This window comes from Pseudoxanthomonas mexicana (genome assembly GCF_001556105.1).
Taxonomy (GTDB): Bacteria; Pseudomonadota; Gammaproteobacteria; order Xanthomonadales; family Xanthomonadaceae; genus Pseudoxanthomonas_A; species Pseudoxanthomonas_A mexicana_A.
The window spans coordinates 1-25,548 of the sequence record NZ_LSIF01000019.1; the positions used below are offsets into that span (position 1 = coordinate 1).

A 25,548-nucleotide genomic window follows, 5' to 3' on the forward strand; every position below is an offset into this window, starting at 1 on the left:
GACCTGGGGAGGGGTCGTCGCTCCGGGGGAGATCGCTCCAGGGGATGGGAGAGATCAGTGACAGACGTTGCATCTGTCACGGGCTATATGACCACTCCGCACATGGATAGTTCGTGAAGATTCCGGTTAAAAATCCGTAAGATTCAGGAGGAATTCAGTTTATTGAACTCATCGGTATACAAATATACCTGACAGGGTTTTCCTGAACATTCCGCAAGCACCTGTTCCACAAGGAAAACCATTTTCAGCCTGGTTCAATGGGCCTCTTCCCAGTTGTCGCCGATGCCGCTGTCGACCACCAGTGGGACGCTCAGCTGCGCCGCGGCGGCCATGCGTGCTGCCGCCTCCTTCAGCAAAGTCGGCACGAAATCGGCCTCGGCTTCGAACACCAGTTCGTCGTGCACCTGCAGGATCATCAGCGCTTGGTCGCGATGGTCCGCGAGCCACGCATCCACGCCGATCATCGCGCGTTTGATGATGTCCGCCGCCGTGCCCTGCATCGGCGCGTTGATCGCCGCGCGCTCGGCACCGGCGCGCTGTCCCTGCGTGCCCTTGTTGATGTACTCCAGGTACAGGCGACGGCCGAACACCGTTTCGACGTAGCCGTGCTCGCGCGCCTGCTGGCGGGTGCGCTCCATGTAATCGCGGACGCCGGGATAACGGCTGAAGTAGAGCGCGATGTAGTCCTGCGCTTCCCCACGTGCGATGCCCAGCTGGCGCGCCAGGCCGAAAGCACTCATGCCGTACATCAGTCCGAAGTTGATGGCCTTCGCCGCGCGTCGCTCGTTGCCGGTGACGTCCTCCAGCTTCCTGCCGAACACTTCCGCCGCCGTCGCCTTGTGGATGTCGGCGCCGGATTCGAACGCGCGTACCAGCCCGGGATCCTGCGAGAGGTGCGCCATGATCCGCAGTTCGATCTGCGAGTAGTCGCATGCCACCAGCTTGCGGCCAGGCGGCGCGACGAAGGCCCTGCGGATGCGCCGGCCGTCGTCGGTGCGGATCGGGATGTTCTGCAGGTTGGGATCGGTCGAGGACAGCCGCCCGGTGGCGGCACCGGCCTGGTGGTAACTCGTATGCACGCGACCGGTGTCCGGATTGACCATCTCCGGCAGCTTGTCGGTGTAGGTGCTGCGCAGCTTCGCCAGGCCGCGGTACTCGAGGATCACGCGTGGCAGCTCGTGCTGGTCGGCGATGGCCTCCAGTGCTTCTTCGTTGGTGCTGGGCTGGCCGGTCGGCGTCTTCACCAGCACCGGCAGCTTGAGCTCGTCGAACAGCAGCGCCTGCAGCTGCTTTGGCGAGTCGAGGTTGAACGTGCGACCCGCCAGTTCGGTGGCCTTCTGCTGTGCGGCGAGCATGCGCTTGGACAGGTCCGCGCTCTGGCGGCGAAGTTCATCGCCGTCGATCATCACGCCGTTGGCTTCGATCCGCGCCAACACGGGCACCAGCGGCATCTCGATGTCGCGGTACACGCTTTCCAGTCCCGGCTCGGCGGCGAGCTTCGCGGCGATCACGCGATGGAGGCGCAGCGTGATATCGGCATCCTCGGCCGCGTAACGCGTGGCGTCATCCACGGCCACCTGCGAGAACAGGATCTGCTTGGCGCCCTTGCCGGCGACTTCTTCGTACTTCACCGTGTCGTAGCCAAGGAATCGTTTGGCCAGGCTGTCCATGTCGTGGCGATTGCTGCCGGCGTTCAACACGAAGCTCTCCAGCATCGTGTCGTCGGCATAGCCCTGCACGTCGACGCCTTGGCGACGCAGCACATGCAGATCGTACTTGCCGTGCTGGCCCAGCTTGCGTGTGCCGGCATCCGCCAGCACCGGCGCCAGTGCCGCGAGCACGGCCTCACGATCGAGCTGCGGCGGCGCGCCGGGATAGTCGTGACCCACGGGCACATACACGGCCTTGCCCGGCTCGGTGGCGAAGCTCAGGCCGACCAGATTGGCGCGCATCGGATCGAGGCTGTCGGTTTCGGTATCGAAGGCGAATTCGCCAGCCTGTTGCAGTTCGGCGACCAGGGCATCGAGCTGCGCGCGCTCGGTGACGGCGGCGTATTCGCCGGCGACGCCCAGTGAGGGGTCGACCGGCGTCTCGTCGGCACTCGCCACCGCTACGCGGCCGGTGCCCCTCGCGTGGCCGGGTTCCTTCTCGGCGACGACCGGCGCACTGATCGCCCCACCCTCGAGTTCCTTCAACGCCTGGTTGAAGCCGTAGCGCTGGAACAATCCACGCAACGCATCCACATCGCGTTCGCGCAACTGCAGGTCGGAAGGTCCCTGGTCCAGCGCCACGTCCGTCTTGATCGTGGTCAGCTTGCGATTGAGCGGCAAGCGCGGCAATGCCTCGCGCAGGCTGTCGCCGATCTTGCCTCCGACCTTGTCGGCATTGGCGATGACGCCGTCGAGCGTATCGAACTCGGCCAGCCATTTGGCAGCGGTCTTGGGTCCGCATTTGGGCACGCCGGGGATGTTGTCCACCGTGTCGCCCATCAATGCCAGATAATCGATGATCTGGTCGGCGCGCACGCCGAACTTCTCGATCACCGCCGCGTCCGAGTCAAGCCGGCTGCCGCTCATGGTATTGACCAGCGCCACATGCGGACGCACCAGCTGCGCCATGTCCTTGTCGCCGGAGGAGACCATCACGTCGATGCCCTGCGCCGCACCCTGCAGCGCGAGCGTGCCGATCACATCGTCCGCTTCGACGCCCGGCACGCGCAGGATCGGAAAACCGAGCGCGGCGACGATTTCGAGCAGCGGCTCGACCTGCATGCGCAGGTCGTCCGGCATGGGCGCGCGGTTGGCCTTGTACTCCGGATAGAGGTCGTCGCGGAACGTATTCCCCGGGGCATCGACCACGAAGGCCGCATAGTCCGGCCGCTCCTTCAGGTAGGCGCGCAGCATGTTGACCACGCCGAACAGCGCACCGGTAGGGAATCCGTCCGGCGCGGTCAGCTCGCGACCCTGCGCCTTGATCGCGTGGTAGGCGCGGTAGAGATAGTTGTAGCCGTCGATCAGTACGAGTCGTGTCATGCCGGCATTCTACGCCGCGCGTCTGGGCGGGGCGTCACGCACGCAACGCTTTCGTGGGCGCATAATCGTGCCCTACCCGAGCGCCCAGGAGTCCGCGATGTCCCGCATGACCAACCGCACCGTGCTGCTGTCCTGCATGCTGGCACTCGCCGGCTGCGCGTCCACCGGCGGCGGCAATCCGGCCGGCGTGGACCTGGCCAATGCCCAGGTCGCCGTGCGGACGGACAGCAACGGCGACACGATCGAGGAATACCGCGTGGCCGGCAATCTGCGCATGGTGAAAGTCACCCCCTCGCGCGGCGCGGCGTATTACCTGTACGACTCCGACGGCGACGGCCGCCTGGACAAGAGCAAGGACAACAGCAACATCTCCCCGGTGTACTGGAAGCTCTACGGCTGGTGAGATTGCGCGCTCAGCGGATCACCAGCACCGGTACACCGCAGCGGGCCAGGACTTCGCTGGTCTGGCTGCCCAGCAGCAGGCGACCCAGCGCGCGCCGGCCGTGCGATGCCATGACGATCAGATCGCAGCCCTGGCGTTCGGCCGTGTCCACGATCGCCTCGGCCGCGTAGCGATCGGCCACGTGCAGAAGAGCGGGCGTTACGCCCGCCTGCTCGGCCTGCACGGTGACGGCATCCAGCACCTTGCGTGCCGCTTCATCCCGGGCATTCTGGAAATCCGGCAACGAGGCCGCTACCGCGCTCCAGCCCAGGGCATCGTCGAAGCCGGTGTTGATGGGCTCGCTGACGGTCAGCACGGTCGCCTTCGCCTGCAGCTCACGCGCGAGCGCGAAGCCCTGCGCCACGCCCTTGCTTGCCCGTTCGGAACCATCGGTGGCGATCAGGATATGCCGGTACATGCCGCACCTCATGATGATGGGATGCGGCCATTACACGCGTCGCAGGCTTACGATGCCGTGATCTGGATCAATCGCGATGCCTACGTCGCCTGAAGGTTCGCGTACGCCATCACCAGCCATTTGCTGCCTTCACTGTCGAAGTTCACCTGCACGCGGGCATGCGCGCCGCTGCCTTCGTAGTCGGTGACCACGCCCGCACCGAACTTCGCATGGGTGACGGTCTGGCCCAGCTTGAGCCCCGGCGCTTCCAGGCTGGCATGGCCGGGGGTGACGCGCGTGGCGAAGGTGGATGCCGGCCGGCTGACCTGCACGCGCGGCCGCACTTCGTTGAGCAGGTTCGCCGGGATCTCGCGCAGGAAGCGCGACGGGATACCGTACATGTCCTGCCCGTGCAGGCGACGCGCCTCGGCGTAGCTCAGCACCAGTTTCGCGCGCGCGCGGGTGATGCCCACATAGGCGAGACGGCGCTCCTCTTCCAGCCGCCCGCTTTCGTCCAGCGAGCGGTTGCTGGGGAACAGCCCTTCTTCCAGCCCCGCCAGGAACACCAGTGGAAACTCCAGGCCCTTGGCCGAGTGCAGCGTCATCAGCTGCACGCCGTCCTCGCCCGCCTCGACCTGGCCCTCGCCCGCTTCCAGCGCGGCGTAGGACAGGAACGCGACCAGCTCGCTCATGCCTTCCTGGCCGTCGTCTTCGGCGGCAATGTCTTCGCGGCGCACGAAGCGCGAGGCGACCGACACCAGTTCGTCGAGGTTCTCGGTGCGTGACTCGGAATCCAGCCCGCCACGGCTTTCGCGCGCCCAGTGTTCGCGCAGGCCCGAGCGCGCGAGCACGTGGTCGACGCGCTCGGCCAGCGTCATCTCCGCGGTCTCTTCGGCCAGCTGATCGACCAGCGCAGCGAAACCTGCAAGCGCATTGCGTGCGCGACCGGCCAGATCGCTGCCCTGTGCCGCCAGCATCGCGGCGCCCCACAGCGACACGCGCGCACCGCGCGCCAATCGGCGGACTTCGTCCAGCGTGCGCTCGCCGATGCCACGCGTCGGCGTGTTGACCACACGCTCGAACGCCGCATCGTCGGCACGGTTCGCCATCAGGCGCAGGTAGGCGAGTGCGTCCTTGATTTCGGCACGCTCGAAGAAGCGCATGCCGCCATAGACGCGGTACGGCACCTGTTCGGAGAGCAGCGCTTCTTCGAAGGCCCGCGATTGCGCATTGCTGCGGTAGAGGATGGCGGCGTCGCCCAGGCTGCCGCCATCGCGCACCCACTGTCGGATGCGTTCGACGACGAAGCGCGCTTCGTCCATCTCGTTGTAGGCGGCGTACAGGTCGATCGGCTCGCCGTCGCCGGTGTCGGTCCACAACTGCTTGCCGATGCGTGCGGGGTTGTGGGCGATCACCGCGTTGGCGGCTCCCAGGATGTTGGCGCTGGACCGGTAGTTCTGTTCCAGCCGGATGGTCCGTGCCGACGGGTAGTCGCGCAGGAACTGCTGCATGTTCTCGACCTTCGCGCCGCGCCAGCCGTAGATGCTCTGGTCGTCGTCGCCCACCACGAAGACATGCCCGGTGTCGCCCGCCAGCACGCGGATGAAGGCGTACTGGATGGCGTTGGTATCCTGGAACTCGTCCACCAGGATCTGCCGGAAGCGCGTGCGGTAGTGCGCCAGCAGCGCTGGCGTGTCCCGCAACACTTCGTGCGCGCGCAGCAGCAGTTCGGCGAAGTCGACCAGGCCGGCGCGGTCGCAGCGTTCCTGGTAACCGGCGTAGACCTGTCGGCGCACGTCCAGCCAGTCGTCGTTCGGTGCCGGCTGGATGTGCTCGGGCCGGCGGCCTTCGTCCTTCTGCTCGTTGATCCACCAGGTGAGCTGCTTCGGCGGGTACTTGCCTTCATCCAGCTCCATCGCCTGCACCACGCGCTTGACCAGCCGCTGCTGGTCGTCGCTGTCCAGCACCTGGAAGGTCTCGGGCAGCTTCGCGTCCTGCCAGTGCAGGCGCAGCAGGCGATGCGCCAGACCGTGGAAGGTGCCGATCCACATGCCGCGGCTGCCGTTGCGCAGCTGCACGTCGGCGCGCGCGCGCATTTCGCCGGCGGCCTTGTTGGTGAAGGTCACCGCGAGGATGCCGTGGGTCGGCACGCCGTGGACCTCGTTGAGCCAGGCGATGCGGTGGGTCAGCACGCGGGTCTTGCCGGAGCCGGCGCCGGCCAGGACGAGGTAGTGCCCGGGTTCGGCGGAGACGGCGTCGCGCTGGGCGGGATTCAGATCATCGAGCAGGTGGGAAACATCCATCCGCCCATTTTACGGCCTGCGGCGGCCCACACCCTGAGACGCCGCCGTTCAGGTCAGCTCGGCGACCTGCATCGAGACCTGCTTGCGGCCTTCGTCGAGCCACTGCCGGCCGGCTTCGACGAAGCCGTGCCGCGCATGGAACAGGCGCGAGGGCTCGTTCGGCGGCACCACGTTGAACTCGCAGGTGATGCGCGGAACGCCGTGTTCACCGGCGAAGGCGAACAGATCGGCGTACAGCCGCGAGCCCAGCCGGTGGCCCTGCGCGGCGGCGTCCACGACGATGCGGTCCACGTACAGGAAGTCGGGATGCTGTGCGGTGAACCAGGCGAAGTTGTCGTTGCGGTAATCCGCACCGGCGCGCATGGCCAGCAAGAAGGCGACGACGCGGCCTTCCAGCGCCGCCACCCGGTTGTACGCGGACAGGGACGCCAGCTGGCGCAGCCTGTCCTCATCCATCGGGCTGGTGTGCCGGACCTCGGCCGTGTTCAGGGCGACGATGGCGGCGTAGTCGCCCTCGTTCGCGTCGCGGATCAGGGGTTCGGCCGACACGGATCAGTGCGCGGCGTGCTTCGGTGGCGTGCCGTTGCTCATGATCCGGTCGGTGTAGGCGATGCCGATCGCCGACAGGATGAAGGCACCGTGGATGATGGTCTGCCACATCACGGCCGTGGTCGTCACCGTCGTGCACTTCGTGGCCGCCACGGTGTAACCAGACTGCACCGCGGCCGCGACATCACTCAGCATTGCGATGTGGCCAGACGACCCGCACAGCGGCAGGCCAAGCTCGCCGGCGCCGATGAAGGTCTTCAGCAAATGGACCGAGGAGATGCCGATGATCGCCATCGCCAGCTTCACCTTCAGCACCGACGCGTTGACGTGGCTCAGCCATTCCGGCTGGTCGGGGTGGCCTTCCAGCCGCAGGCGTGACACGAAGGTCTCGTAACCGCCCACGATCACCATGACCAGCAGGTTGGAGATCATCACCACGTCGATCAACCCCAGCACCAGCAGCATGATGCCCTGCTCGGTCAGGTTGTTCGCGTCCATCACCAGGTGCTTCAGCTCCTTCAGGAACAGGAACACGTAGACGCACTGCGCCACGATCAGGCCCAGATAGAGCGGCAGTTGCAGCCAGCGCGAGGCGAAGATCAGGTTGGGCAGGAAACCGAGGCGGGCGTTGGTGGGCTGCGACATGGGGGAGAACAGTCATTTCCAAGGATGGCGCAGGGTACCGGCCGGATTTGACGCTGCCAAGTCTGCCCGGCCCGCTAGACTCGGAAGCGTCCCTTTCCTCCGGAATCCACCATGATCGACCTCTATTACTGGCCCACCCCGAACGGCCACAAGATCACGCTGCTGCTGGAAGAACTGGCCGAGGCCGGCGCGAAGCTCGATTACCGCATCGTGCCGGTGAACATCGGCAAGGGCGACCAGTTCAAGCCCGAGTACCTCGCCTTTTCGCCGAACAACAAGATGCCGGCGATCATCGACCATGCGCCCGCGGACGGCGGCGAGCCGATCAGCGTGTTCGAATCCGGTGCCATCCTGCTGTACCTGGCCAACAAGAGCGGCCGCTTCTTCGGCACGGACACGCGCCAGAAGGTCGCGGTGAACCAGTGGCTGATGTGGCAGATGGGCGGCCTGGGCCCGATGAGCGGGCAGTACGGCCACTTCACCGTGTATGCGCCGGAGAAGATCCCCTACGCCATCGACCGCTACACGCGCGAAGTGCAGCGCCTGCTCGGCGTGCTCGACACGCAGCTCGCGAAGCATGCCTACGTGGCCGGCGGCGACTACAGCATCGCCGACATGGCGATCCATCCGTGGATCAACGCCTACGACAAGGCCCCGCTGGACCTCTCGCCGTATCCACACCTGCAGCGCTGGCAGGCGGACATCGCCGCACGGCCGGCCGTACAGCGCGCGTACGCGCTGAAGACGCAGGTGAATCCGGATGCCGGCAAGCCACTGACCGATGAGGAGCGCAAGCTCCTGTTCGGCCAGGGCGCGCCCAAGGCCTGAGGAACCGGCATCGGACGTTCGCGGCATAATCCGGGCCTGACCGGCCCTGCCGCCCGAGAAATCCGATGCGCCTTGCCCTGTTCGCCCTGATGACCCTCGCCACCGCCCTGCCCGCCCACGCCGAAAAGCTCACCCTCGAAGCCATCACCGGCAGCGCACCGCTGTCCGGTCCCACGTTGACCAAGCCGCAGGTCGCGCCGGACGGATCGCGCGTGACCTTCCTGCGCGGCAAGGACAGCGACCGCAACCGGCTGGACCTGTGGGAGTACGACATCGCCAGCGGGCAGACACGCCTGCTGGTGGATTCGTCGGTGGTGCTGCCGGGCGACGAAGTGCTGAGCGACGAAGAGAAGGCGCGCCGCGAGCGGCAGCGCATCGCCGCGCTGTCCGGCATCGTCGATTACCAGTGGTCGCCGGATGGCAAGGCGCTGCTGTTTCCGCTCGGTGGCGAGTTGTACTTCTATGACCTCTCCAAGTCCGGCAAGGACGCGGTACGCAAGCTGACCGATGGTGGCGGCTTCGCCACCGATCCGAAGATCTCGCCGAAGGGCGGCTTCGTCAGCTTCATCCGCGACCGCAACCTGTGGGTCATCGACCTGGCCAGCGGCAAGGAACTGCAGCTGACCCGCGATGGCAGCGAGACCATTGGCAACGGCGTGGCCGAATTCGTCGCAGACGAGGAAATGGACCGCCACACCGGCTACTGGTGGGCGCCGGACGATGCGGCCATCGCCTTCGCCCGCATCGACGAAACACCGGTGCCGCTGGTGAAGCGCTACGAGGTCTATCCCGACCGCACGGAAGTGATCGAGCAACGCTATCCGGCGGCCGGCGACGACAACGTGCTGGTGCAGCTCGGCGTGATTGCACCGAAGAGCGGCGCCAAGCCGCGCTGGATCGACCTCGGCGACGAAAAGGATATCTACCTCGCCCGCGTGGACTGGCGCGATCCGCAGCGACTGACGTTCCAGCGCCAGTCGCGCGACCAGAAGACACTCGACCTGATCGAAACCACGCTGGCGACCGGCAAGCAGCGCACGCTGGTGACCGAAACGTCGACGACGTGGGTGCCGCTGCACAACGACCTGAGGTTCCTCAAGGATGGGCGCTTCCTGTGGTCGTCGGAGCGCAGCGGGTTCGAGCATCTTTACATCGCGTCGGAAGACGGATCGGAGCTGACAGCGCTGACGCACGGCGAGTGGCCGGTCGATGCATTGCTCGCCATCGATGAAGCGAAGGGCGTGGCTTATTTCAGTGCGGGAATGAGCACTCGCCTTGCCGGCATGAAGCTAGAAGCGCTTGCACCCTCGTTGGCCATGCCAACGGACAAGCATGTGCATGCCGTACCGCTGGCAGGGGGCGAGATCACCACGCTTACACGTGAGAGCGGCACTCACAACGCAGTGTTCGCGCGCAACGCCAGCGTCTTCGTCGACGACTGGTCCAACGGGTCGACTCCGCCGCAGATCGAGCTGTATCGCGCGGATGGCACGCGCATCGCCGTACTGCTGGTCAACGACTTGAAGGCGGCAGACCATCCATACGCACGGTATCGCGACTCGCACCAGTCTCCGCTGTTTGGCGTCCTGACCGCCGCCGACGACACGACACCGTTGTTCTACAGCCTTACCACTCCCGCTGGCTTTGACCCGAAGAAGAAGTATCCCGTTGTAGTGTTCGTCTATGGTGGCCCTGCTGCGCAGACGGTCACCAATGCCTGGCCGGGCCGCAGCGACGCCTTCTTCAACCAGTACCTGGCCCAGCAGGGCTACGTGGTGTTCTCGCTGGACAACCGCGGCACCCCGCGCCGTGGCGCGGCCTTCGGTGGCGCGCTGTACGGCAAGCAGGGCACGGTGGAAGTGGACGACCAGCTGCGCGGCGTCGAATGGCTGAAGTCGCAATCCTTCGTCGACGCGAAGCGCATCGGCGTGCACGGCTGGTCGAACGGCGGCTACATGACGCTGATGCTGCTGGCCAAGCACAGCGAAGCCTATGCCTGTGGCGTGTCGGGCGCACCGGTCACCGACTGGTCGCTGTACGACACCCACTACACCGAACGCTACATGGACCTGCCGAGGGCGAATGAAGCTGGTTACCGCGAGGCCAGCGTGTTCACCCACCTGGCTGGCCTGCGCTCCAAGCTGCTGCTGATCCACGGCATGGCCGACGACAACGTGCTGTTCACCAATTCGACGCAGCTGATGAGTGACCTGCAGAAGCGCGGCACGCCGTTCGAGCTGATGACCTATCCCGGCGCCAAGCACGGCCTGCGCGGCAGCGACCTGCTGCACCGCTACCGGCTGACCGAGGATTTCTTCGCCCGTTGCCTGAAGCCCTGATCCCACCCGACGCAGGAGCATCGCGATGTCGACGCACGTCCCCGCTCACCCCAATTGGTGGCAACGCAACTGGAAGTGGTTCGTGCCCGTGCTGGCGGCGCTGCTTCTGGTCCTGTTCGCCGCGTTCATCGTCGGCATCGTGGCGCTGGTCTTCGGCGCCCTCAAATCCTCGACGCCTTACCAGCATGCCATCACGCGTGCCCAGGCCGATCCCGCCGTGGTCGCCGCGCTCGGTGAACCCATCCAGGCCGGCTGGTTCGTACAGGGCAACATCGGCACCAGCGGATCGGGGGGCGAAGCCGACCTGGCGATCCCGCTGGACGGTGCGCATGGCGACGGCACGCTCTACGTGGTCGCGGAGAAGCGTGCCGGGGAGTGGCGCTACGAGACGCTGGCGGTGAACGTGGATGGAGGTGAGCGGATCGTGCTGGTGGACGAGGCTTCGCCCACCTCCGATCGCTGAAGCCGCAGCGCCCCGAGCACGGCGGCCCGAGGGCCACCGTGCGTCCGGTTCACGGCGAAGGCGACGGCACGACGGGGAAGCGATCCGACGCCGTGCGCGCATGGCTGGCGTTGCCGTACATCAGCTCCGCCGTCGCGGGCGCGGCCAGGTAGTCGCCCGCGTTCGCGACCCGCGCGAAGTAGTGCACTTCGTGCCGTCCCGTCGGCAGGTATTCGGCGTAGAACTTCGGTGCACGCGGATCCAGCCGGCGGGTGCCGAACACACCACTGCCAGTCGATGACACCTGCTTGAGGTCGAGCCCGGCCACGGCGGACAGCGCGAGATCGGTCGGTCGCAGCCCACCCGGCACATCGTCGGTCAGCGCCACGAAATGTCGCGGTGAAGCCGTCTGCACCACCAGCGTCACGCGGATCCAGTCGCCTTCCTGCACGGGGTGCGGGCCGGTCGCCTGCCAGCGGCCCTCCCGCAGCACGTCGTAACGGCGTTCCAGCGACAGGCCGACGGCGGAAGCGCGCGCGTGCGTGGCGTCCTCGTGGTAGCCGAGGTCGGCCACGTAACCCAGCCATGCGCGCTGGCCGGGTGCCTGGGCAAGAGCGAGCATGTCGCCCGGCGCGGGCGCCTGCGGCACCGACCAGCGCGCGCGCGGCGCGCCCACCGGCAACGACAGCGTGGACTGCTGCGTACCCACTGATGCCTGGACCGTGGCCGGCTGCGCCGGATCCGCCGCCGTCGCACCGTGCATCGCCACCAGGCAGTACGCGCCTGTCTGCGTATCGACGCTCGCCGTGCCCCCGGCATAGAGATCCACCAGACCCTTCAGCAATGCATCGCGCACCTGCCGGTCCGCGAGCGCCGGATGATCGTTCAGCACGCCGATCAGCGCGCACTGTTCGCGCATCCGCGATCCCATCCAGCGGGCCCAGCCGTCATCGCGATCAAGTCGCCGGGCCAGGCCCCGTTCGGGAAACCGCGCCAGCACCGATGCCAGCGCCTCGGACGCCGCCGGATGCCGGCCGGCCGCCAGCGCGCGCAGCCCGCTGATGCGCGTTGGCAGTGCGAGCACATCCCACGACCGCCACAGGTTGTCCAGGCCCGCGCGCTCCCTGCGTACGGTGGCGGCCGCGAGTGCGGCGTCGTTCCGGTCGCCGGGCGCGACGCCCTGGGCACGCGCCGCGGCGGCTTCGCCCGCCATGGCAGCGGCATCCGCAGCGTCCGCGGCCGCCGCGGCTGTTTGGGCCGCAGCGAAGGCCGCCCGTGTTGCCGCATCTGCATCTGCCGGGGGGGTAACCAGCCGGGAGGGTGCGGTGTCTTCCGGCGAGGGCAGCGGCTGGCTGCGCAGGAACCCGCGCGCCTCACGCTCCACCTGCTCGGGCACGACGTGACCGCGCAGGCGCAGCCAGGCAAAGGCCTGCAGCGTGTAGGCCGTCAACGCGACCTGGCCGCGCGTGCCGAAGCCGCCATCGTCCATGCCCGCCTCGTCGGCGAAGTAGTGCATGCCGCCCTCCTCGTCCTGGAAGACGGCCGCGTTGTCCAACGCCTCCTGCACCACCGCCGCTGCGTCCGGCCAGGCCGCGGTATCACCGCGCTCGATCGCCAGCGCCGCTCCCACCGCGCGGCTGAGGATCTGTTCCCAGCATCGATGCGGATACGCGTGCAGGTCGCGCGTCCAGCGCTCGACCAGTCCGCCGCCGCCACGGCTGACCTCCACCGCCAGTTGGGGATCGCGGGCGTCGGCGGGCAGCGTCGGCATCTTCAGCGCGACCGGCGCGTCGTCCAGCCAGCCGGCCTGCACGCGACGCGCCGCGACCCGCGGCGAGGCCACCTCGATCGGTGCGGCGATGGCGTCACGACCCGTCGCGGCATCCACGGATGCAACCACCTGCACCGAGCCCACCGCGGAGGGCTGGATGGTGGTGGCGATGCTGGCCTGGCCGCGTGCGGCCAGCGTCAACGCGTGTCCACCGGCATCGGCCTGCCCGAGACCGTCGCCCTGGACGGCAATACGCGCCTGCACCGGGAGCGCAGTGTCGCCTGCCTGCCGGAGGTGCGCAGCCAGGCGCGCCCGGTCTCCCGGGTACAGGCGGACCGGCACCTGCAGCCGCGCTTCGACCGGCAGGCCGACTTCCAGCATGGCGTCGACCTGCTCGAAGCCGTCATCGGCGTCGCCGCTCCACGCGACCGCGCGCCAACGGGTGAGGTTGTCGGGCAACGCCACCTCGAAACTGCGCGACTCTCCCGGCGCGAGCACGATGCCGGCCTGCCAGAACGCCGTATCGGCGAAGCGCGTGCGCACGCGCGCCAGCGGCGATTGCGCGCCGCCCTGCTCGCGGAGTCGCAGGTCCGTCGCCGGGCGCTCACCGGCCTGAAAGACATCGGCGGGATCGATGCGCGAACCAGTAACTTCGATCCTGTCGAGCGTGGCATTGCCGGTTTCGGCAAACCCGTCCCCCCGACCAAGCGCGACGGCAGGCGCAGGTGCAGGTGGTGCCGGCGGCGAAGGCGGGGTGACCATGTCGGACGGCCGCGGTTCCGAGATGTCCACCGGAGGTGCTTCGGGCGGCGGAGGCAGCGATGACGTGCGGGGTGGCGCCAGCACCTTGACGGGCTGTGGGGCTTCATCGCTTTCAGCTTCCGTGCGCGGCCATGGCAATGCCCACGTCCAGCCATGGCTGCGCCACTGGTAGAAGCCGATTGGCCACGAAGATCCGTATGCCTGCTCACGCCCCAGCCAGTGGGTGCCGAGAGGATCCGCATAGGCCAGCCATTGGCCTGCCATTGCACGCAGCGCGTCATCGGTCACCGCCACGGCGACCTGCCGCGGCCGATCGCTGGTATTGGTCAGCACCAACCGCGCCGGTTGCCCGGGACGCGCATCGTCCGCCCGCAGCGACACGCTCACGGCCGGCGCGGCTTCCGGACGGGCGACGGTGACGTCGATACCGGCACTGCGCAGCGGCAACGGCGCGCGATAACCGGGCGCCGCGTCGGCGGCATCATCGCGGTCGCGAATGTGCACGCCGATGCTGAGCGGTCCCTGCGTGCCGGGCGGCAAGCGCAACGCGATCTCCTGCGTGCCGGCACGCACCTCGGCCACGTGGTGGCCAACCAGTGCGCCATGCTGGCGGAACACGAACAGCGCGGTCGCCCGCGATTGCGGTTGCGTCAGCACCACGTTGACGGGTCCGCCGGGAAGCGGCTCGCCACGATCCGTCGCCAGCGTGATCTCGCGCGATGCGGCGGCGACGGCATCGCCGGCCCAGACGTACTGCGTCATCGTCGCGGGCGCGGCATCGCCGCTGCGGGCCACCAGGCGGTAACGACCGCTGCGTGTACGGGGTACGTCGCACGTGGAGCGCTGTCCTGCAATCAGAGCGCAGGTCGTCACGCGCTTGCCCACGGCGTCCTCGGATGCTCTCCAGTCCTGCCCCAGGTAGTCGACCTGCACGTCGACGGGCGCGGCATCGATGTCGTTGCCGTCCGCGTCGATGACGACCGCCTGCAGCTGGAGCGGCGTACGCGCATCCCACCAGTGCGGCTCGCTGCGCAGGCCCACATAGCGGGCATGCCGGGCGTAGCGTGCCTTCGCGGCATTGCTGACGGTGCCTTCGCGTTCGCTGGGCTTGATCTCCACTACCGCCTGCAGCGTGCCGAACGCTGGCGGTTCGAGGTGCGGCTCGCTTCCACCGGGGAACGCCACCGGCAGCGAAACTCGTGCCTTGCCATCGGCATCGGTGCGGACGCGCGTGGCAGGCGGCGCCAGCGTCACGCCGCCGCGTCCCGCGCCGGACAGGACATCGACGAAGGTGTAGTCGGCATAGCGTGGATACGCTTCGCCCAGCGGCAGGCCGGTCAGCAACGTACTGACCCGTTCGAGCGGCATGTCGGCAGCCGGGCCACCGGAGTAGTAACCCGCCTCGACATCGAACGCGAACGCATCGCCCTCGCGCAGCACGCGTTCCTCGGTATCCGCACGCGCCCACAGGTCCTGCGCGCGATAGGTGCCGACGAAGAAGCAGGCACCGTTCTCTTCATCGGCATCGGGCAGCCCGATGCAGTACGTACCGTCGGTCAGGTGCAAGGGCAGCGCCAGTTCCGCATGGATGACGCCGTGGGCATCCGGTGTCGCCTGCCATCGCAGAAGCGTCTTCGACTCCTCCATCGCGACCAGCGCCAACTCGAGCGGCTCCGGCTGTGCGATGCGCTGCAGCCGGCCAGCGACGCGTTCGCGCTGCCACAGCTGGTACTGCACCTTGGCACCGGCGGTGTACAGCGGCCGGTCGCTGACACCCCACAGATGACGGCGCGCCGACGTGCCCAGCCGCATGCCGTAACGCTGGCTCGCGCCGAGCGGCAGTACCGCGCGTTCGGCCTGCGCGCCGTTGCCGCGCGTCGCACGCAGCCACCAGCGCGGGTATTCGCCATCCAGCGCGTCGGGCAGGACATGGCCCACCGGCAGCGCGAGCCGCGCGACACCGTCCCGATCGGTACGGCCTTCCGCCAGCGTGCGCGTAGGCGCGTCGGGCGACGCCTGCAGCAGAAGCTCCACGCGCGCGCCTGCGATCGCCTCGTCCGCCGACCATGCCTGCGCCCAGGCGATCACCTCGCGCTCGCCGGTCAACGCGACCAGATCGAACGCTGGTGCGGCGAATTCCACCCCGGTCTGGCGCCGCAGGTAGGGCGAGCGACGGGCGTCGACGGACTGGACGTCCCAGCGCGTCCATCCTCCTTCGCGGAGGACGAGGTCGTCGACCGGCGAGGTCACCGCGACGCGGGTGTTGGAAGCTGCGGCCGGCACGCGTACGTCATCCGCCTGCAACGCCGTGCCCAGCGCGGTGACGTGCAGCGGCGTACCCGCCGCGTTGACGCCTTCCAGCCGTGACGCCGGCAGCGCACGCGTATCGAGCAGGACGCGCTCACCCGGCGCCTTCAGGCTGGGCTGCGCATCGGTCGTACGCACGTCGAGGGCGAGCGGAACCAGCGAAGCTCCCTCCGTCGTGGTCATGTCCTCCCACGCCAGCGAAAGCTGCGTGTTGGCAGAGGCGACGGTCAACTGCACGATCGCGCCAGGCGCGAGTGCCTCGTGCCGGCCACGCCCTCCCGCGTAGTGGGGGCTGCCTTCATGCCAGCGCGTCACGGTCACGCCGGCAGGCAGGCGTGCGGCGAACCGCTCCCGTGATGCGGCATCCGGCATCCGGGACAACACCGCCTGCATGGGCTCGCCCGGCAGGCACGCGAGCGCCGCCTGCGTGACCGGACTCTCGAGCGTACGCACCTCGTCGCGTTGCCGGCACGACAGCTGGCGCACGCGGAAGGATTCGTTGGCGAGCGCGCTCAGCAGCATGTCGTCCTGCGTTCCCCGCAGATCGCCTGCCTCGCTCCGCAGCCCTGGCACCACGTGCAGTTGCACGCGTGCGTCGGCTGCGACTTCGCCCGGCAGCCGAACCTGGAAACGGTGCATGCCGCCGTCGTAGCGGCCTCGCGGAAGACGTTCGATCGAATAGGGCACGTCGCGTTCGCCGACCCTGACGCGCAACACCGCCTGCACGTCGGCAACCGTCATCGCCATGTTGCCCGTGATGCTGAAACGCGGCATGCCGGCGTCCCATGTTTCCACGTACGCGCTCAGGGCGGGACGTTCGGTTTCCACGTGCAGCACCTGCGCCGGGATGGCCTTGCCCTGTTGGGTCGACAGGCCGGGAGCGAGATCGACGCGATAACGGGTGGCGGGGCGCGGTGCGGCTGGCGGCGCGATCGCGCACAGCAACAGGACGTCATCGTCCCAGTGGCAGGTCAGCGGCAGCGCGGGCGTCGTCCGTACGACATCGCGCTGGACCTCGTTGTCCCAGACCCGCATGGGCTCCGCGAATTCCAGTTGCAACCCGCCATAGGAAAAGTCGGCGTCGACCGGCGGCTCCGCCGCCTGTAACGCGAACGACCATCCCGCCATCCCCAACAGCCAACCCCATGCCGCACTGCGTGCGTGTCGCATGCCGTTCCCATCGGTGTCCGTTCCGGACCCGATGCTGCCTGCGATCACGCGCGAACGCCACCCGGCCCGAGGGCCGGTGACGCAGGTCAGGGGTTCTTCGTCGCCGGTGCGGACTCGGGCACCACGATGGTCGGATCGACCGGTGTGCCCGGCGGCACGTAGATCGCCACGCCGGCCGCCTGCTTCTGCGTAGTGGGAATGCCCATGCTGAGGCCGCCGCCGGAGTGGCGGCCGTAACTGCCGCCGCCTACCGACATGCCGACCGGCGAGCCGCTGGAACCCACGCCCAGCAACACGATGCCGTTCGCACCGAGGGCGGCGGCTTCGCGCTTGAGGCGGGCCACCGCGGCATCGGTCTGGCCCTGGGTCCCGAAGCCGACCGCGCTCTTGGATTCCAGCTGTGCGATTTCCAGCGATCCCGCGGGAGCGGTGCGGTAGACCTGCACCTGCGCCGGATCGAGCGCGGGGCGCGCCTGGCCCAGCATGACCTTGGAACTGCTGGCGCAACCGCTGGCCAGCAAGGCGACGAACACGACGGTGGCGATGCGGAACGACATGGCGGCTTCTCCCGTTGGCGTGAGGCGATCTTCCGCCGCGGCGGCTGAATACTGACACATCCCGGAGCGGGCGAAAGCGGGCGGGTTATCATTTGAGCCAGACCATGCACCCGCTTCCCGCACGATGAGCTCCGCTCCCGACCATCCATCCGCACCGCAGCGGCTGGCCGTCGACTACATCCATGCCCCCTCGCCTCAGGCGTTGCTGGGCCTGCCGGAGACCCTGGCGGTGTTCGGCTTCGGTGCGCTGGCGCCCGCTACCGTGGCTATCGACGATCCCCGCTACTTGCGCGTGCCGCTGTCGCCCCTGCGTGAAGCCGCGGCGCCGTACGAGGTCTGGCGCGCGTCCGGCCCGGTCACGACGGGTCGCGACGGCGCGGTGCGCTACAGCCACGACGGCACGCTGATGTTCGGCGTGGTGGAGTGGGAAGAACCCGCCGGCGGCATCCTGCACGCCAGCGCCCATGCCTACGCGGCGATGGCGGCGTTCTGGCGCGACAGCGACTACCCGCACCTGCTGCGGATCTGGAACTACTTCGACGCGATCACCGAGGGCGACGGCGATGCCGAGCGCTACCGGCAGTTCTGCGTTGGCCGCGTGCAGGGACTGGGCGACGTCGACACGCGCGTGCTGCCGGCCGCGACCGCGATCGGCAGCCGCGACGGGCGTCGCGTGCTGCAGGTGTACTGGCTGGCCGCGCGCGAGCCCGGCCTGCCACTGGAGAATCCGCGCCAGGTCAGTGCCTACCGCTACCCGCGCGAGTACGGCCCGCAGTCGCCCAGCTTCGCGCGCGCATTGTTGCCCCCTTCGCCGCGTGTGCCGCTGCTGCTCTCGGGCACGGCCAGCATCGTCGGCCATGCGTCGCAGCACACCGATTCGTTGCGCGCTCAGCTGGATGAAACCCTGACCAACCTGGACAGCCTGCTCGGCGCCGCGCGCGAGCATGCGCCGTCGCTGACGCCGCACATGGACGCGAGTTCGCGCCTGAAGGTCTACGTGAGCGATGCCGTCGACGCCGATGCCGTCGCCGCGCAGCTGGAAGCGCGCCTCGGCACGCGCGTGCCCTGGTTGATGCTGCATGCCGACGTCTGCCGGCGCGAACTGCTGGTGGAGATCGAGGGCATGCACGGCGTGGTGGCTTGAAGCACCCGCCGGACGTCCGCATAGTGGTTCCATGAGGCGCCGCGTCGCGCGCCGTATCGCGGAGGATGTTCGATGGGACTGATCAGCCTGCTGTGGGGCATCGTGGCGATGCTGTGGATGGTGCTGGCGCTGATCCCGCTGCTCGGGTGGGGCAACTGGTTCCTGATCCCGTTCGCCGCGGTCGGCGCGATCATCGCCGCCATCGGCATCCTGTTCACCCGCACCGGGAACCGCGGCCGCGCCAAGGCCGGGCTGGTGCTCAACGGCATCGTCATCGTGGTCGGCATCATCCGCCTGTCGCTGGGCGGCGGCTTCATCTGATCCCGCGGCGGACGCCGCGTTCCGCGCTGCGACCGCCTGTCGCAGGCCGCCCTGCGGACCACCGGCGTATCATTCGCCGCTCTGCCAGGAGCCCGTGATGGCCTATCCCCACATCCGCCCCCGCCGCATGCGCCGCGACGACTTTTCCCGTCGCCTGATGCGCGAGCACGTGCTGACCACCAACGACCTGATCTACCCCGTGTTCGTGCACGAGGAAAAGGGTCGCTCGCCGGTGGCCTCGATGCCGGGCGTGGAGCGCCTGTCGATCGACGAGCTGCTGCGCGTGGCCGAAGAAGCCCTGGAACTCGGCGTACCGGTGCTGGACCTGTTCGGCGTGCCGGACCCATCGGCGAAGACCGCCGACGGCCGCATCGCCTGGGACGAGGACGGCATCATTCCGCGCGCGATCCGCGCGCTGAAGGCGCGCTTCCCCGAGCTCGGCGTGATGAGCGACCAGGCGCTGGACCCGTACACGACGCACGGGCAGGACGGCCTGATCGACGACACCGGCTACATCCTCAACGACGAGACGATCGAAGCGCTGGTGAAGCAGTCGCTGGCGCATGCCGCCGCGGGCACGGACATCCTCTCGCCCAGCGACATGATGGACGGCCGCATCGGCGCGATCCGCGCCGCGCTGGAGAACGCCGGCTACATCAACACCCGCATCATGTCGTACGCCGCCAAGTACGCCAGCGCGTTCTACGGTCCGTTCCGCAGCGCGGTGGGCAGCGCCGGCAACCTCGGCAAGGGCAACAAGTTCACCTACCAGATGGACCCGGCCAACTCCAATGAAGCGCTGCACGAGATCGCGCTGGACCTCGAGGAAGGCGCGGACATGGTGATGGTCAAGCCGGGCCTGCCGTACCTGGACGTGATCCGTCGGGTGAAGGACGAATTCGGCGTGCCGACGTTCGCCTACCAGGTCAGCGGCGAGTACGCGATGATCAAGGCGGCGGCCGCCAATGGCTGGCTGGACGAGAAGGCCTGCGCGCTGGAAGCGCTGACCGCCTTCAAGCGCGCCGGCGCCGATGGCGTATTGACCTACTTCGCGCTGGATGCGGCGCGCTGGTTGCGGGACGGCTGAGATGGAGGCCGTCGTCATCCGCGATGCGCGGCCTGACGATGCGGACGAGCTGGCGCGCCTGTGCACGTTGCTGGCCTATCCGGTGGACGCCGATGGCATGAAGGAACGGCTGGCCACCCTGCTGGCGTCGCCCGCGCAGGCGGTGAGGGTCGCGGCCCCGCCGAACGACGATGACGACCTGCTGGGCATGGTGGCTGCGGAGTGGCGGTTGATGATCGAGTTCGGCCACCGCGCCGAGATCACGGCGCTGATCGTCGACCCGCGGGCGCGTCGCCTGGGCCTGGGCCAGCGCCTGGTGGACGCGGCCTGCGACTGGATCCGCGACCGGGGTGGCCACGACGTCTTCGTGCGTTCCAACATCGTGCGGCCGGAATCGCACGCGTTCTATCCGTCCGCCAGCTTCGCACTCGCCAAGACCCAGCACGTGTACGTGCGGCGGCTGCGCAGCGATCCCGACGCGGAGTAGACTGCCGGCAACGGCAGGGGAGCCGCGTCGTAGCGCGCCCGCCCCGCTTGCCTCCACCCAACGACGGGGATCCAGCACGCCATGTCGAACCATCGCTATGCGGTCTTCGGTCACCCCGTCGCCCATTCGCTGTCGCCACGCATCCATGCCGCGTTCGCGCAGCAGGTCGGCATTGCGCTGGAATACACCGCCATCGACACGGCGCCGCACGACTTCGCCGCCACGCTCGACCGCTTCGCCGGTGACGGCGGTGCGGGCGCCAACGTCACCCTGCCGTTGAAGGAAGCGGCGTTCGCGATCTGCGCGCAGGCGAGCGATCGCGCCAGGCGTGCCGGTGCGGTCAACACACTGACGCGCAACGACGGCCAGTGGCATGGCGACAACACCGACGGCGCCGGCCTGGTCCGCGACCTGACCGGCCGCCAGGGACTGGACCTACGCGCACGTCGCGCCCTGCTGCTCGGCGCCGGTGGTGCCGCGCGCGGCGTGGCGCCCGCGCTGCTCGATGCCGGCATCAGCGAACTGATCATCGTCAACCGCACGGCGGATCGCGCGGACGCGCTGGCCGATGCGCTGGGCGAACCGGAGCGCGCGCACTCGCGCTACTGGGACGACCTGCGCGACCTCGGCGACTTCTCGCTGATCATCAACGCGACCTCGGCGGCGCGCCAGGACCAGGGCGCGTTCACCCTGCCCTTCACCTTGGCCACGCCACGCACGCTGGCGGTCGACCTCAATTACGGCGAAGCGGCGATCCCCTTCCTCGCCTGGGCCCGCGCCGCGGGTTGCCACGACGCAGTGGACGGGCTGGGCATGCTGGTGGAGCAGGCCGCCGAAGCCTTCGAGCAATGGCATGGCGTGCGACCGGAAACCGATGCCGTCTACGCCGCGCTGCGCGGCAAGGACAAGGTGCTGGTGACGGCGGATTGAGCATCGCGGATGCCGGCTTTTCGAGATTTGGCGAACTCGCCAGTACGGGAAGCTTCGTACTTATCATCATCGGCTGTGTGCTGCTTCATGTGCGCCTGCGCAAGCCTGCGAGCCTTTCGTTGCTGATGGCGCTGGCCACCACGGCGGTGTGGGACACGGTGGGCCAGTCGATGGTTCACGACCTCCTCATGACGCCCACGGCCACCTCGCTGCCGCCGGGTACATCAGGCATGAACGCGCAAGCGGCGATCGATGCGCTTGACCGGGCCGCACCAGCCCACAACGCACTGATCGCCGGTGATTCGATTCTTTTTATCTGGGTAGCCCTCTCGTTCGTACTCGCCGTGGCCTCCATCGCGCGACCGCGTGGCGAGACGCAACCTGACGGCGAGACGTCATCGCCGGATACGGCCTTCCGATCGCACCACGAATGACATCACTCCAACTCCACTCACACCCTCAAGGAGCTTCTGCATGGACGGATTCCTCACCCAGCTGTTGACGATGCTCGGCTACCAGCTGCCCGAACTGCTGGCCTGCGTGGCCGGTATCGCGATGCTGATGATGTGGGCGCCGAAGGCGCCGGGCCGCACGCTGACCCTGGCGGGTACGGCCATCATGCTGACCACCACGGTACTGCGCGGGATCATGAGCGTGTGGCAGGCGTGGCTGATCAACAACGCCACGGATGGCTACTCCTCCCTCAGCGGGATGTTGGGTCTTTTCAGCGCCTTCGGCATGCTGATGGGCGTCGTGTCCGCTGCGGGACTGGTCATGCTGGTCTGGGGCGCCTGCAAGGCGATGCAGGCCGCGCGCACGGGCTAGGTTTACGCCGCCAGGCGGCATCCGCACAGGCGGCGGTGCGGCAGAGCCCGCCATCAACCAAGCCCGCCGGGATATCGCGCCATGAAACGCTTTTTCTTGCTGACGCTGATCCTTCTTTCCTGCCTGTCGGCCGCGGCCTTCGCGCAGGGCCAGTTCAAGGTGCTGGTGGTCGCCATCCCCAACCGCTACCACCACGACTACGCCGTGGTCGCCAAGCCGCAGTTCGAACGCATGGCGCAGGTGCATGGCTTCGACCTGACCTGGTCGTGGAACAGCGCGCCGTTCGATGGCGACCTGTCGCCGTACGCCGCCATCGTGCTGCTCAATACGCCGGGCGATGAGCTGAAAGGCGCGCAGCGGGGGAAACTGGAAGCCTACGTCCGTGCCGGCGGTGGCGTGATGGCCGTGCACCGCGCGCTGATCTTCAATCCGCCCGGCGACTGGCCTTGGTTCGAGAAGCTGATCGGGCGGACCTTCCGCATCCATCCGATGGTGCAGACCGCCACCGTACGGGTGGAGGACGCGTCGTTTCCTGCGGCGTTCGGCGTGCCCGCGCGCTGGATCTGGACGGACGAGTGGTACGAATTCCACGGCCCGGTCACGCGCGGCCTGCGCACCGTGCTGAGCGTGGACGAGTCCAGCTACGATCCCACCCGCATCTGGCCCGGCCAGACCGCGCGCGGCATGGGCAAGGAGCACCCGGTGGCGTGGTACCACGCCTACGACGGCGGCCGCGTGTTCGTCACCGCGCTGGGGCACACGCCGGCGCTGTACGACGATCCATCGTACCTGGCGCATCTCTACGGCGGCCTGTGGTGGACCGCGACCGGCAAGGGCATCGACGCTCCGCGCTGATGCGGCTTCGTGATTACTGGCCGGCGACGCAAAGCTCCAGCCGTTCGCACAGGAACGCCAGCTGCGCGTCCTGCGTCTCGGGTCCGTCGTAGGCCAGCACGGTCCAGCGTTCACGGGCCTGCATCGCCTCGCCGGCGGCGAGGGTGCGGAACGGCGCATGCACTTCCATTTCCAGCAGGCCCGCCTGCACGTCGCGGGTGTGGTCCAGGTAGAGCTCGATCTGGCCGTGCTCGGGATGGATGGCGGCACGTGGTTGGTGATCGAAGCGGATCACGAACGCCTGTCCCTGCGCGAAGCCCGCCATCCAGCCTGCCGAGGGCTGCAGGAACACCTTGCCGCGGCGCATCGCCGCCTCCGCTGGCGCCGGCAGGAAGGAGAACACGCCACCGTCGATCCGCCACGCGGGCAGCACGTCTTTCGCGCCATCGACGCGTACGTCACCCGCATCCGCCACCGGCACGTAGACGCGCGTGGCGGCGGACGTGCGCGTGTTGAACCACAGATCGCGTGCGACGGGATGGCTGCGGATGTTGCGTGCGGTCGCCGTCACGACGACGGTGGACGGATCGGACGGATCGAACGCGAACGATTTCAGCAGCCGCACGCCGGTGACCGGGCTGTCGACGCCTTCCAGCACCAGCCGGTCGGGCGCGCGTGCGACCACGCGTGTCTCCGCGAACGCCAGGAACGGATCCGGTGGCCACACCGCCCGTGCGGCGCGGCGCGATGGATTCGCGTGCTGGTCGGACCACCAACCGCTCTGCGGTCCCAGCCACACGTCGTGCCCCAGATAGCCGATGTCGTCCGCGTCCGCGGAGACGGCTGGCGTCGGTTGCGACACGACCGGTTCGCCGATCCTGATCAGGTTGGGACGATCGACGCGCCCGACATGCAGCACACGGCCGCCCAGTGCCGGCGTGATCTCGACGACGACCTCGGTTGACCGCAGGCGGATGCGTTCGACCTCCGCGCCGTGCAAGGACGCGGGATGGCATAGCGCGAGCAGGAACAGCGGCATGGCGAAGGTGCGCATGCCAACCCCCTAGAGCACGCCGTCGCGCTTCACCGCGAGGTAGCGCTCCACCAGCGCCGCGGGCAATTCGTCCGCGGTGACGTCCAGCACCATCACCCGATGGCTGCGCAGCGCATCGTGCGCCGCGGTGCGCTGTTCCAGATACCGCGCGACCGCACCGGCATGGATCGCGCCCTGAAGGTCGCGTACGTCGGCATCCAGTGCATCGTCCAGCGAGGTCTCGCGCAGGCTGGCCACGCAGACCAGGTGCCGCTTCTGCAGCAGGCGCACGGCGGCGAGCAGGTCGTCGATGTCCTCGTCGCGCACGTTGGTGACCAGCATCACCAGCGCGCGGCGGCGCTGGCGCAAGCTCAATTCGGTGGCCGCCGCCAGGTAGTCGGTGGCGACCGCGCGCGGCTGCAGGTCGTAGCTGGCGCGCAGCAGCGTATCGATGGCGCCCATGCCACGTTGTGGCGCGACCCAGCGGCGGTCGCCTCCGGCGGCGAACAGGCCCACGCCGTCGCCCTGCCGCAGCGCCAGGTACGAGACCACCAGCGACGCATTGAGCACGTGGTCGAAATGCCCCAGCCCGTCCTCGCGCGCCATCATCCGGCGGCCGGTGTCGATCAGCATCACCAACTGCTGGTTCTTCTCATCCTGGTACTCGCGCGAGATCAGCTTGCGCGAACGCGCCGTCGCCTTCCAGTCGATCTGGCGCAGGCTGTCGCCGATGCGGTACTCGCGCATCTGGTTGAAATCGGTGCCTTCGCCGCGACGTCGTTTCAGGTGCGCGCCCACCAGGCGCGACGCCTGTTCGGCGCTGAACAGCGCGAAGCGGGTCAACGGTGCGAAGTTCGGGTACACGCGCACCCGCTGCGGAATGCCGGCGACCCGCGACTGCCGCCACAGCATCAGCAACGAGCGAAGCCGCAGGTGCACGCCGTCGAACGCAGCGTCACCGCGCGCGGTCGGCCGCAGGCGGTAGGTGATGCGCGTCGCCGACATCGGCGCCAGGGCGAGACGGCGAGGCATCCCGGATGCCGGCCAACCGCCAGGGTGCAGGTCGAAGACCTCCAGCCGCTGCCGCACCCGCGACTCGAAGGACAATGCCACCTCGCGCTCGATACCCAGGGGCAGCGCCTCGGGCACGTCGCGCACGATCTCCGGCGTGGGGCGGCCACGCAACCACCACGCGTCCAGCGCCGACAGCAGCAGCAGCACCACACCCACCAGCTGCCATTGCCACAGCGGCCAGCCGAGGAACGGCACGGCCAGGCCGGCCAGTCCCCAGCCGGCGATCAGCGCAATGAGCAGCGGCGCAGGCCTCACCCGCGGATACCCGGCACGCTACGCAACACCGCTCT

General features: G+C 68.4%; 21 protein-coding genes and 1 pseudogene. 12 read left to right on the forward strand and 10 right to left on the reverse strand.

Translation table 11 applies throughout. The annotated features are described in order from the left end of the window. Positions 1-254 precede the first annotated feature (254 nt). Positions 255-3,032 (reverse strand): DNA polymerase I, encoded by a 2,778-nt coding sequence (gene polA / locus AX730_RS02490; protein ID WP_062351454.1) that lies wholly within the window; start codon positions 3,030-3,032, stop codon positions 255-257. A 97-nt stretch (positions 3,033-3,129) separates the two neighbouring features. Here polA and AX730_RS02495 point away from each other — a divergent pair, with 97 nt between their 5' ends. Then, positions 3,130-3,435, forward strand: coding sequence for a DUF2782 domain-containing protein (locus AX730_RS02495; RefSeq protein ID WP_407071465.1), 306 nt, complete (start codon positions 3,130-3,132; stop codon positions 3,433-3,435). 10 nt (positions 3,436-3,445) lie between these two features. Here the strand turns inward: AX730_RS02495 and AX730_RS02500 are convergent, their stop codons facing one another. The 4 genes from AX730_RS02500 to AX730_RS02515 form a co-directional block, all read right to left on the reverse strand. After that, the gene (locus AX730_RS02500) at positions 3,446-3,892 is read right to left on the reverse strand and encodes a universal stress protein (protein WP_062351459.1); all 447 of its coding nucleotides are present in this window, start codon (positions 3,890-3,892) and stop codon (positions 3,446-3,448) included. 80 nt (positions 3,893-3,972) lie between these two features. Continuing rightward, complete coding sequence (gene uvrD, locus AX730_RS02505) at positions 3,973-6,174, reverse strand: DNA helicase II (protein WP_062351462.1); 2,202 nt, start codon at positions 6,172-6,174, stop codon at positions 3,973-3,975. Positions 6,175-6,222: 48 nt separating this feature from the next. Next, complete coding sequence (locus AX730_RS02510; RefSeq protein ID WP_232310158.1) at positions 6,223-6,723, reverse strand: GNAT family N-acetyltransferase; 501 nt, start codon at positions 6,721-6,723, stop codon at positions 6,223-6,225. 3 nt (positions 6,724-6,726) lie between these two features. After that, complete coding sequence (locus tag AX730_RS02515; protein ID WP_062351465.1) at positions 6,727-7,368, reverse strand: TIGR00645 family protein; 642 nt, start codon at positions 7,366-7,368, stop codon at positions 6,727-6,729. 111 nt (positions 7,369-7,479) lie between these two features. Here AX730_RS02515 and AX730_RS02520 point away from each other — a divergent pair, with 111 nt between their 5' ends. The 3 genes from AX730_RS02520 (at position 7,480) to AX730_RS02530 (ending at position 10,998) form a co-directional block, all read left to right on the forward strand. Then, complete coding sequence (locus AX730_RS02520; RefSeq protein ID WP_062351468.1) at positions 7,480-8,196, forward strand: glutathione binding-like protein; 717 nt, start codon at positions 7,480-7,482, stop codon at positions 8,194-8,196. Between the two features lie 65 nt (positions 8,197-8,261). After that, positions 8,262-10,535, forward strand: a complete 2,274-nt coding sequence (locus AX730_RS02525; protein WP_062351471.1) for a S9 family peptidase — start codon at positions 8,262-8,264, stop codon at positions 10,533-10,535. 25 nt (positions 10,536-10,560) lie between these two features. Continuing rightward, positions 10,561-10,998, forward strand: coding sequence for a cytochrome c oxidase assembly factor Coa1 family protein (locus tag AX730_RS02530; protein WP_062351474.1), 438 nt, complete (start codon positions 10,561-10,563; stop codon positions 10,996-10,998). 49 nt (positions 10,999-11,047) lie between these two features. Here the strand turns inward: AX730_RS02530 and AX730_RS19310 are convergent, their stop codons facing one another. The 3 genes and pseudogenes from AX730_RS19310 to AX730_RS02540 form a co-directional block, all read right to left on the reverse strand. Continuing rightward, positions 11,048-13,291, reverse strand: coding sequence for an alpha-2-macroglobulin family protein (locus AX730_RS19310; RefSeq protein WP_232310160.1), 2,244 nt, complete (start codon positions 13,289-13,291; stop codon positions 11,048-11,050). A 180-nt stretch (positions 13,292-13,471) separates the two neighbouring features. Further along, positions 13,472-13,612 (reverse strand): annotated as a pseudogene (locus AX730_RS19315) (energy transducer TonB); the annotation flags it as partial. A gap of 3,461 nt (positions 13,613-17,073) precedes the next feature. Beyond that, complete coding sequence (locus AX730_RS02540; protein ID WP_062351477.1) at positions 17,074-17,544, reverse strand: hypothetical protein; 471 nt, start codon at positions 17,542-17,544, stop codon at positions 17,074-17,076. A 124-nt stretch (positions 17,545-17,668) separates the two neighbouring features. Here AX730_RS02540 and AX730_RS02545 point away from each other — a divergent pair, with 124 nt between their 5' ends. The 8 genes from AX730_RS02545 (at position 17,669) to AX730_RS02580 (ending at position 23,172) form a co-directional block, all read left to right on the forward strand. Beyond that, positions 17,669-18,688: a chorismate transformation FkbO/Hyg5 family protein gene (locus AX730_RS02545; protein ID WP_062351486.1), complete on the forward strand. Its 1,020-nt coding sequence runs from the start codon at positions 17,669-17,671 to the stop codon at positions 18,686-18,688. Between the two features lie 72 nt (positions 18,689-18,760). Further along, the gene (locus tag AX730_RS02550; RefSeq protein ID WP_062351489.1) at positions 18,761-19,009 is read left to right on the forward strand and encodes a hypothetical protein; all 249 of its coding nucleotides are present in this window, start codon (positions 18,761-18,763) and stop codon (positions 19,007-19,009) included. 97 nt (positions 19,010-19,106) lie between these two features. Continuing rightward, positions 19,107-20,096, forward strand: a complete 990-nt coding sequence (hemB, locus tag AX730_RS02555; protein ID WP_062351492.1) for a porphobilinogen synthase — start codon at positions 19,107-19,109, stop codon at positions 20,094-20,096. Position 20,097: 1 nt separating this feature from the next. Then, complete coding sequence (locus AX730_RS02560) at positions 20,098-20,562, forward strand: GNAT family N-acetyltransferase (protein ID WP_062351495.1); 465 nt, start codon at positions 20,098-20,100, stop codon at positions 20,560-20,562. An 81-nt stretch (positions 20,563-20,643) separates the two neighbouring features. Beyond that, complete coding sequence (gene aroE, locus AX730_RS02565) at positions 20,644-21,492, forward strand: shikimate dehydrogenase (RefSeq protein ID WP_062351498.1); 849 nt, start codon at positions 20,644-20,646, stop codon at positions 21,490-21,492. Next, positions 21,489-21,926 carry a hypothetical protein gene (locus AX730_RS02570; protein WP_062351501.1) on the forward strand — a complete coding sequence of 146 codons (438 nt, stop codon included), beginning with the start codon at positions 21,489-21,491 and terminating at the stop codon, positions 21,924-21,926. Before aroE ends, AX730_RS02570 begins: the two co-directional genes overlap by 4 nt. A gap of 40 nt (positions 21,927-21,966) precedes the next feature. Further along, positions 21,967-22,317 carry a hypothetical protein gene (locus tag AX730_RS02575; RefSeq protein ID WP_062351502.1) on the forward strand — a complete coding sequence of 117 codons (351 nt, stop codon included), beginning with the start codon at positions 21,967-21,969 and terminating at the stop codon, positions 22,315-22,317. Between the two features lie 81 nt (positions 22,318-22,398). Further along, positions 22,399-23,172: a ThuA domain-containing protein gene (locus AX730_RS02580; RefSeq protein ID WP_062351506.1), complete on the forward strand. Its 774-nt coding sequence runs from the start codon at positions 22,399-22,401 to the stop codon at positions 23,170-23,172. A 13-nt stretch (positions 23,173-23,185) separates the two neighbouring features. Here the strand turns inward: AX730_RS02580 and AX730_RS02585 are convergent, their stop codons facing one another. Both AX730_RS02585 and AX730_RS02590 read right to left on the reverse strand, forming a co-directional pair. After that, positions 23,186-24,205: a DUF4380 domain-containing protein gene (locus tag AX730_RS02585; RefSeq protein WP_062351509.1), complete on the reverse strand. Its 1,020-nt coding sequence runs from the start codon at positions 24,203-24,205 to the stop codon at positions 23,186-23,188. Between the two features lie 9 nt (positions 24,206-24,214). After that, complete coding sequence (locus AX730_RS02590; protein WP_062351512.1) at positions 24,215-25,513, reverse strand: DUF58 domain-containing protein; 1,299 nt, start codon at positions 25,511-25,513, stop codon at positions 24,215-24,217. Between the last annotated feature and the right edge of the window lie 35 nt (positions 25,514-25,548).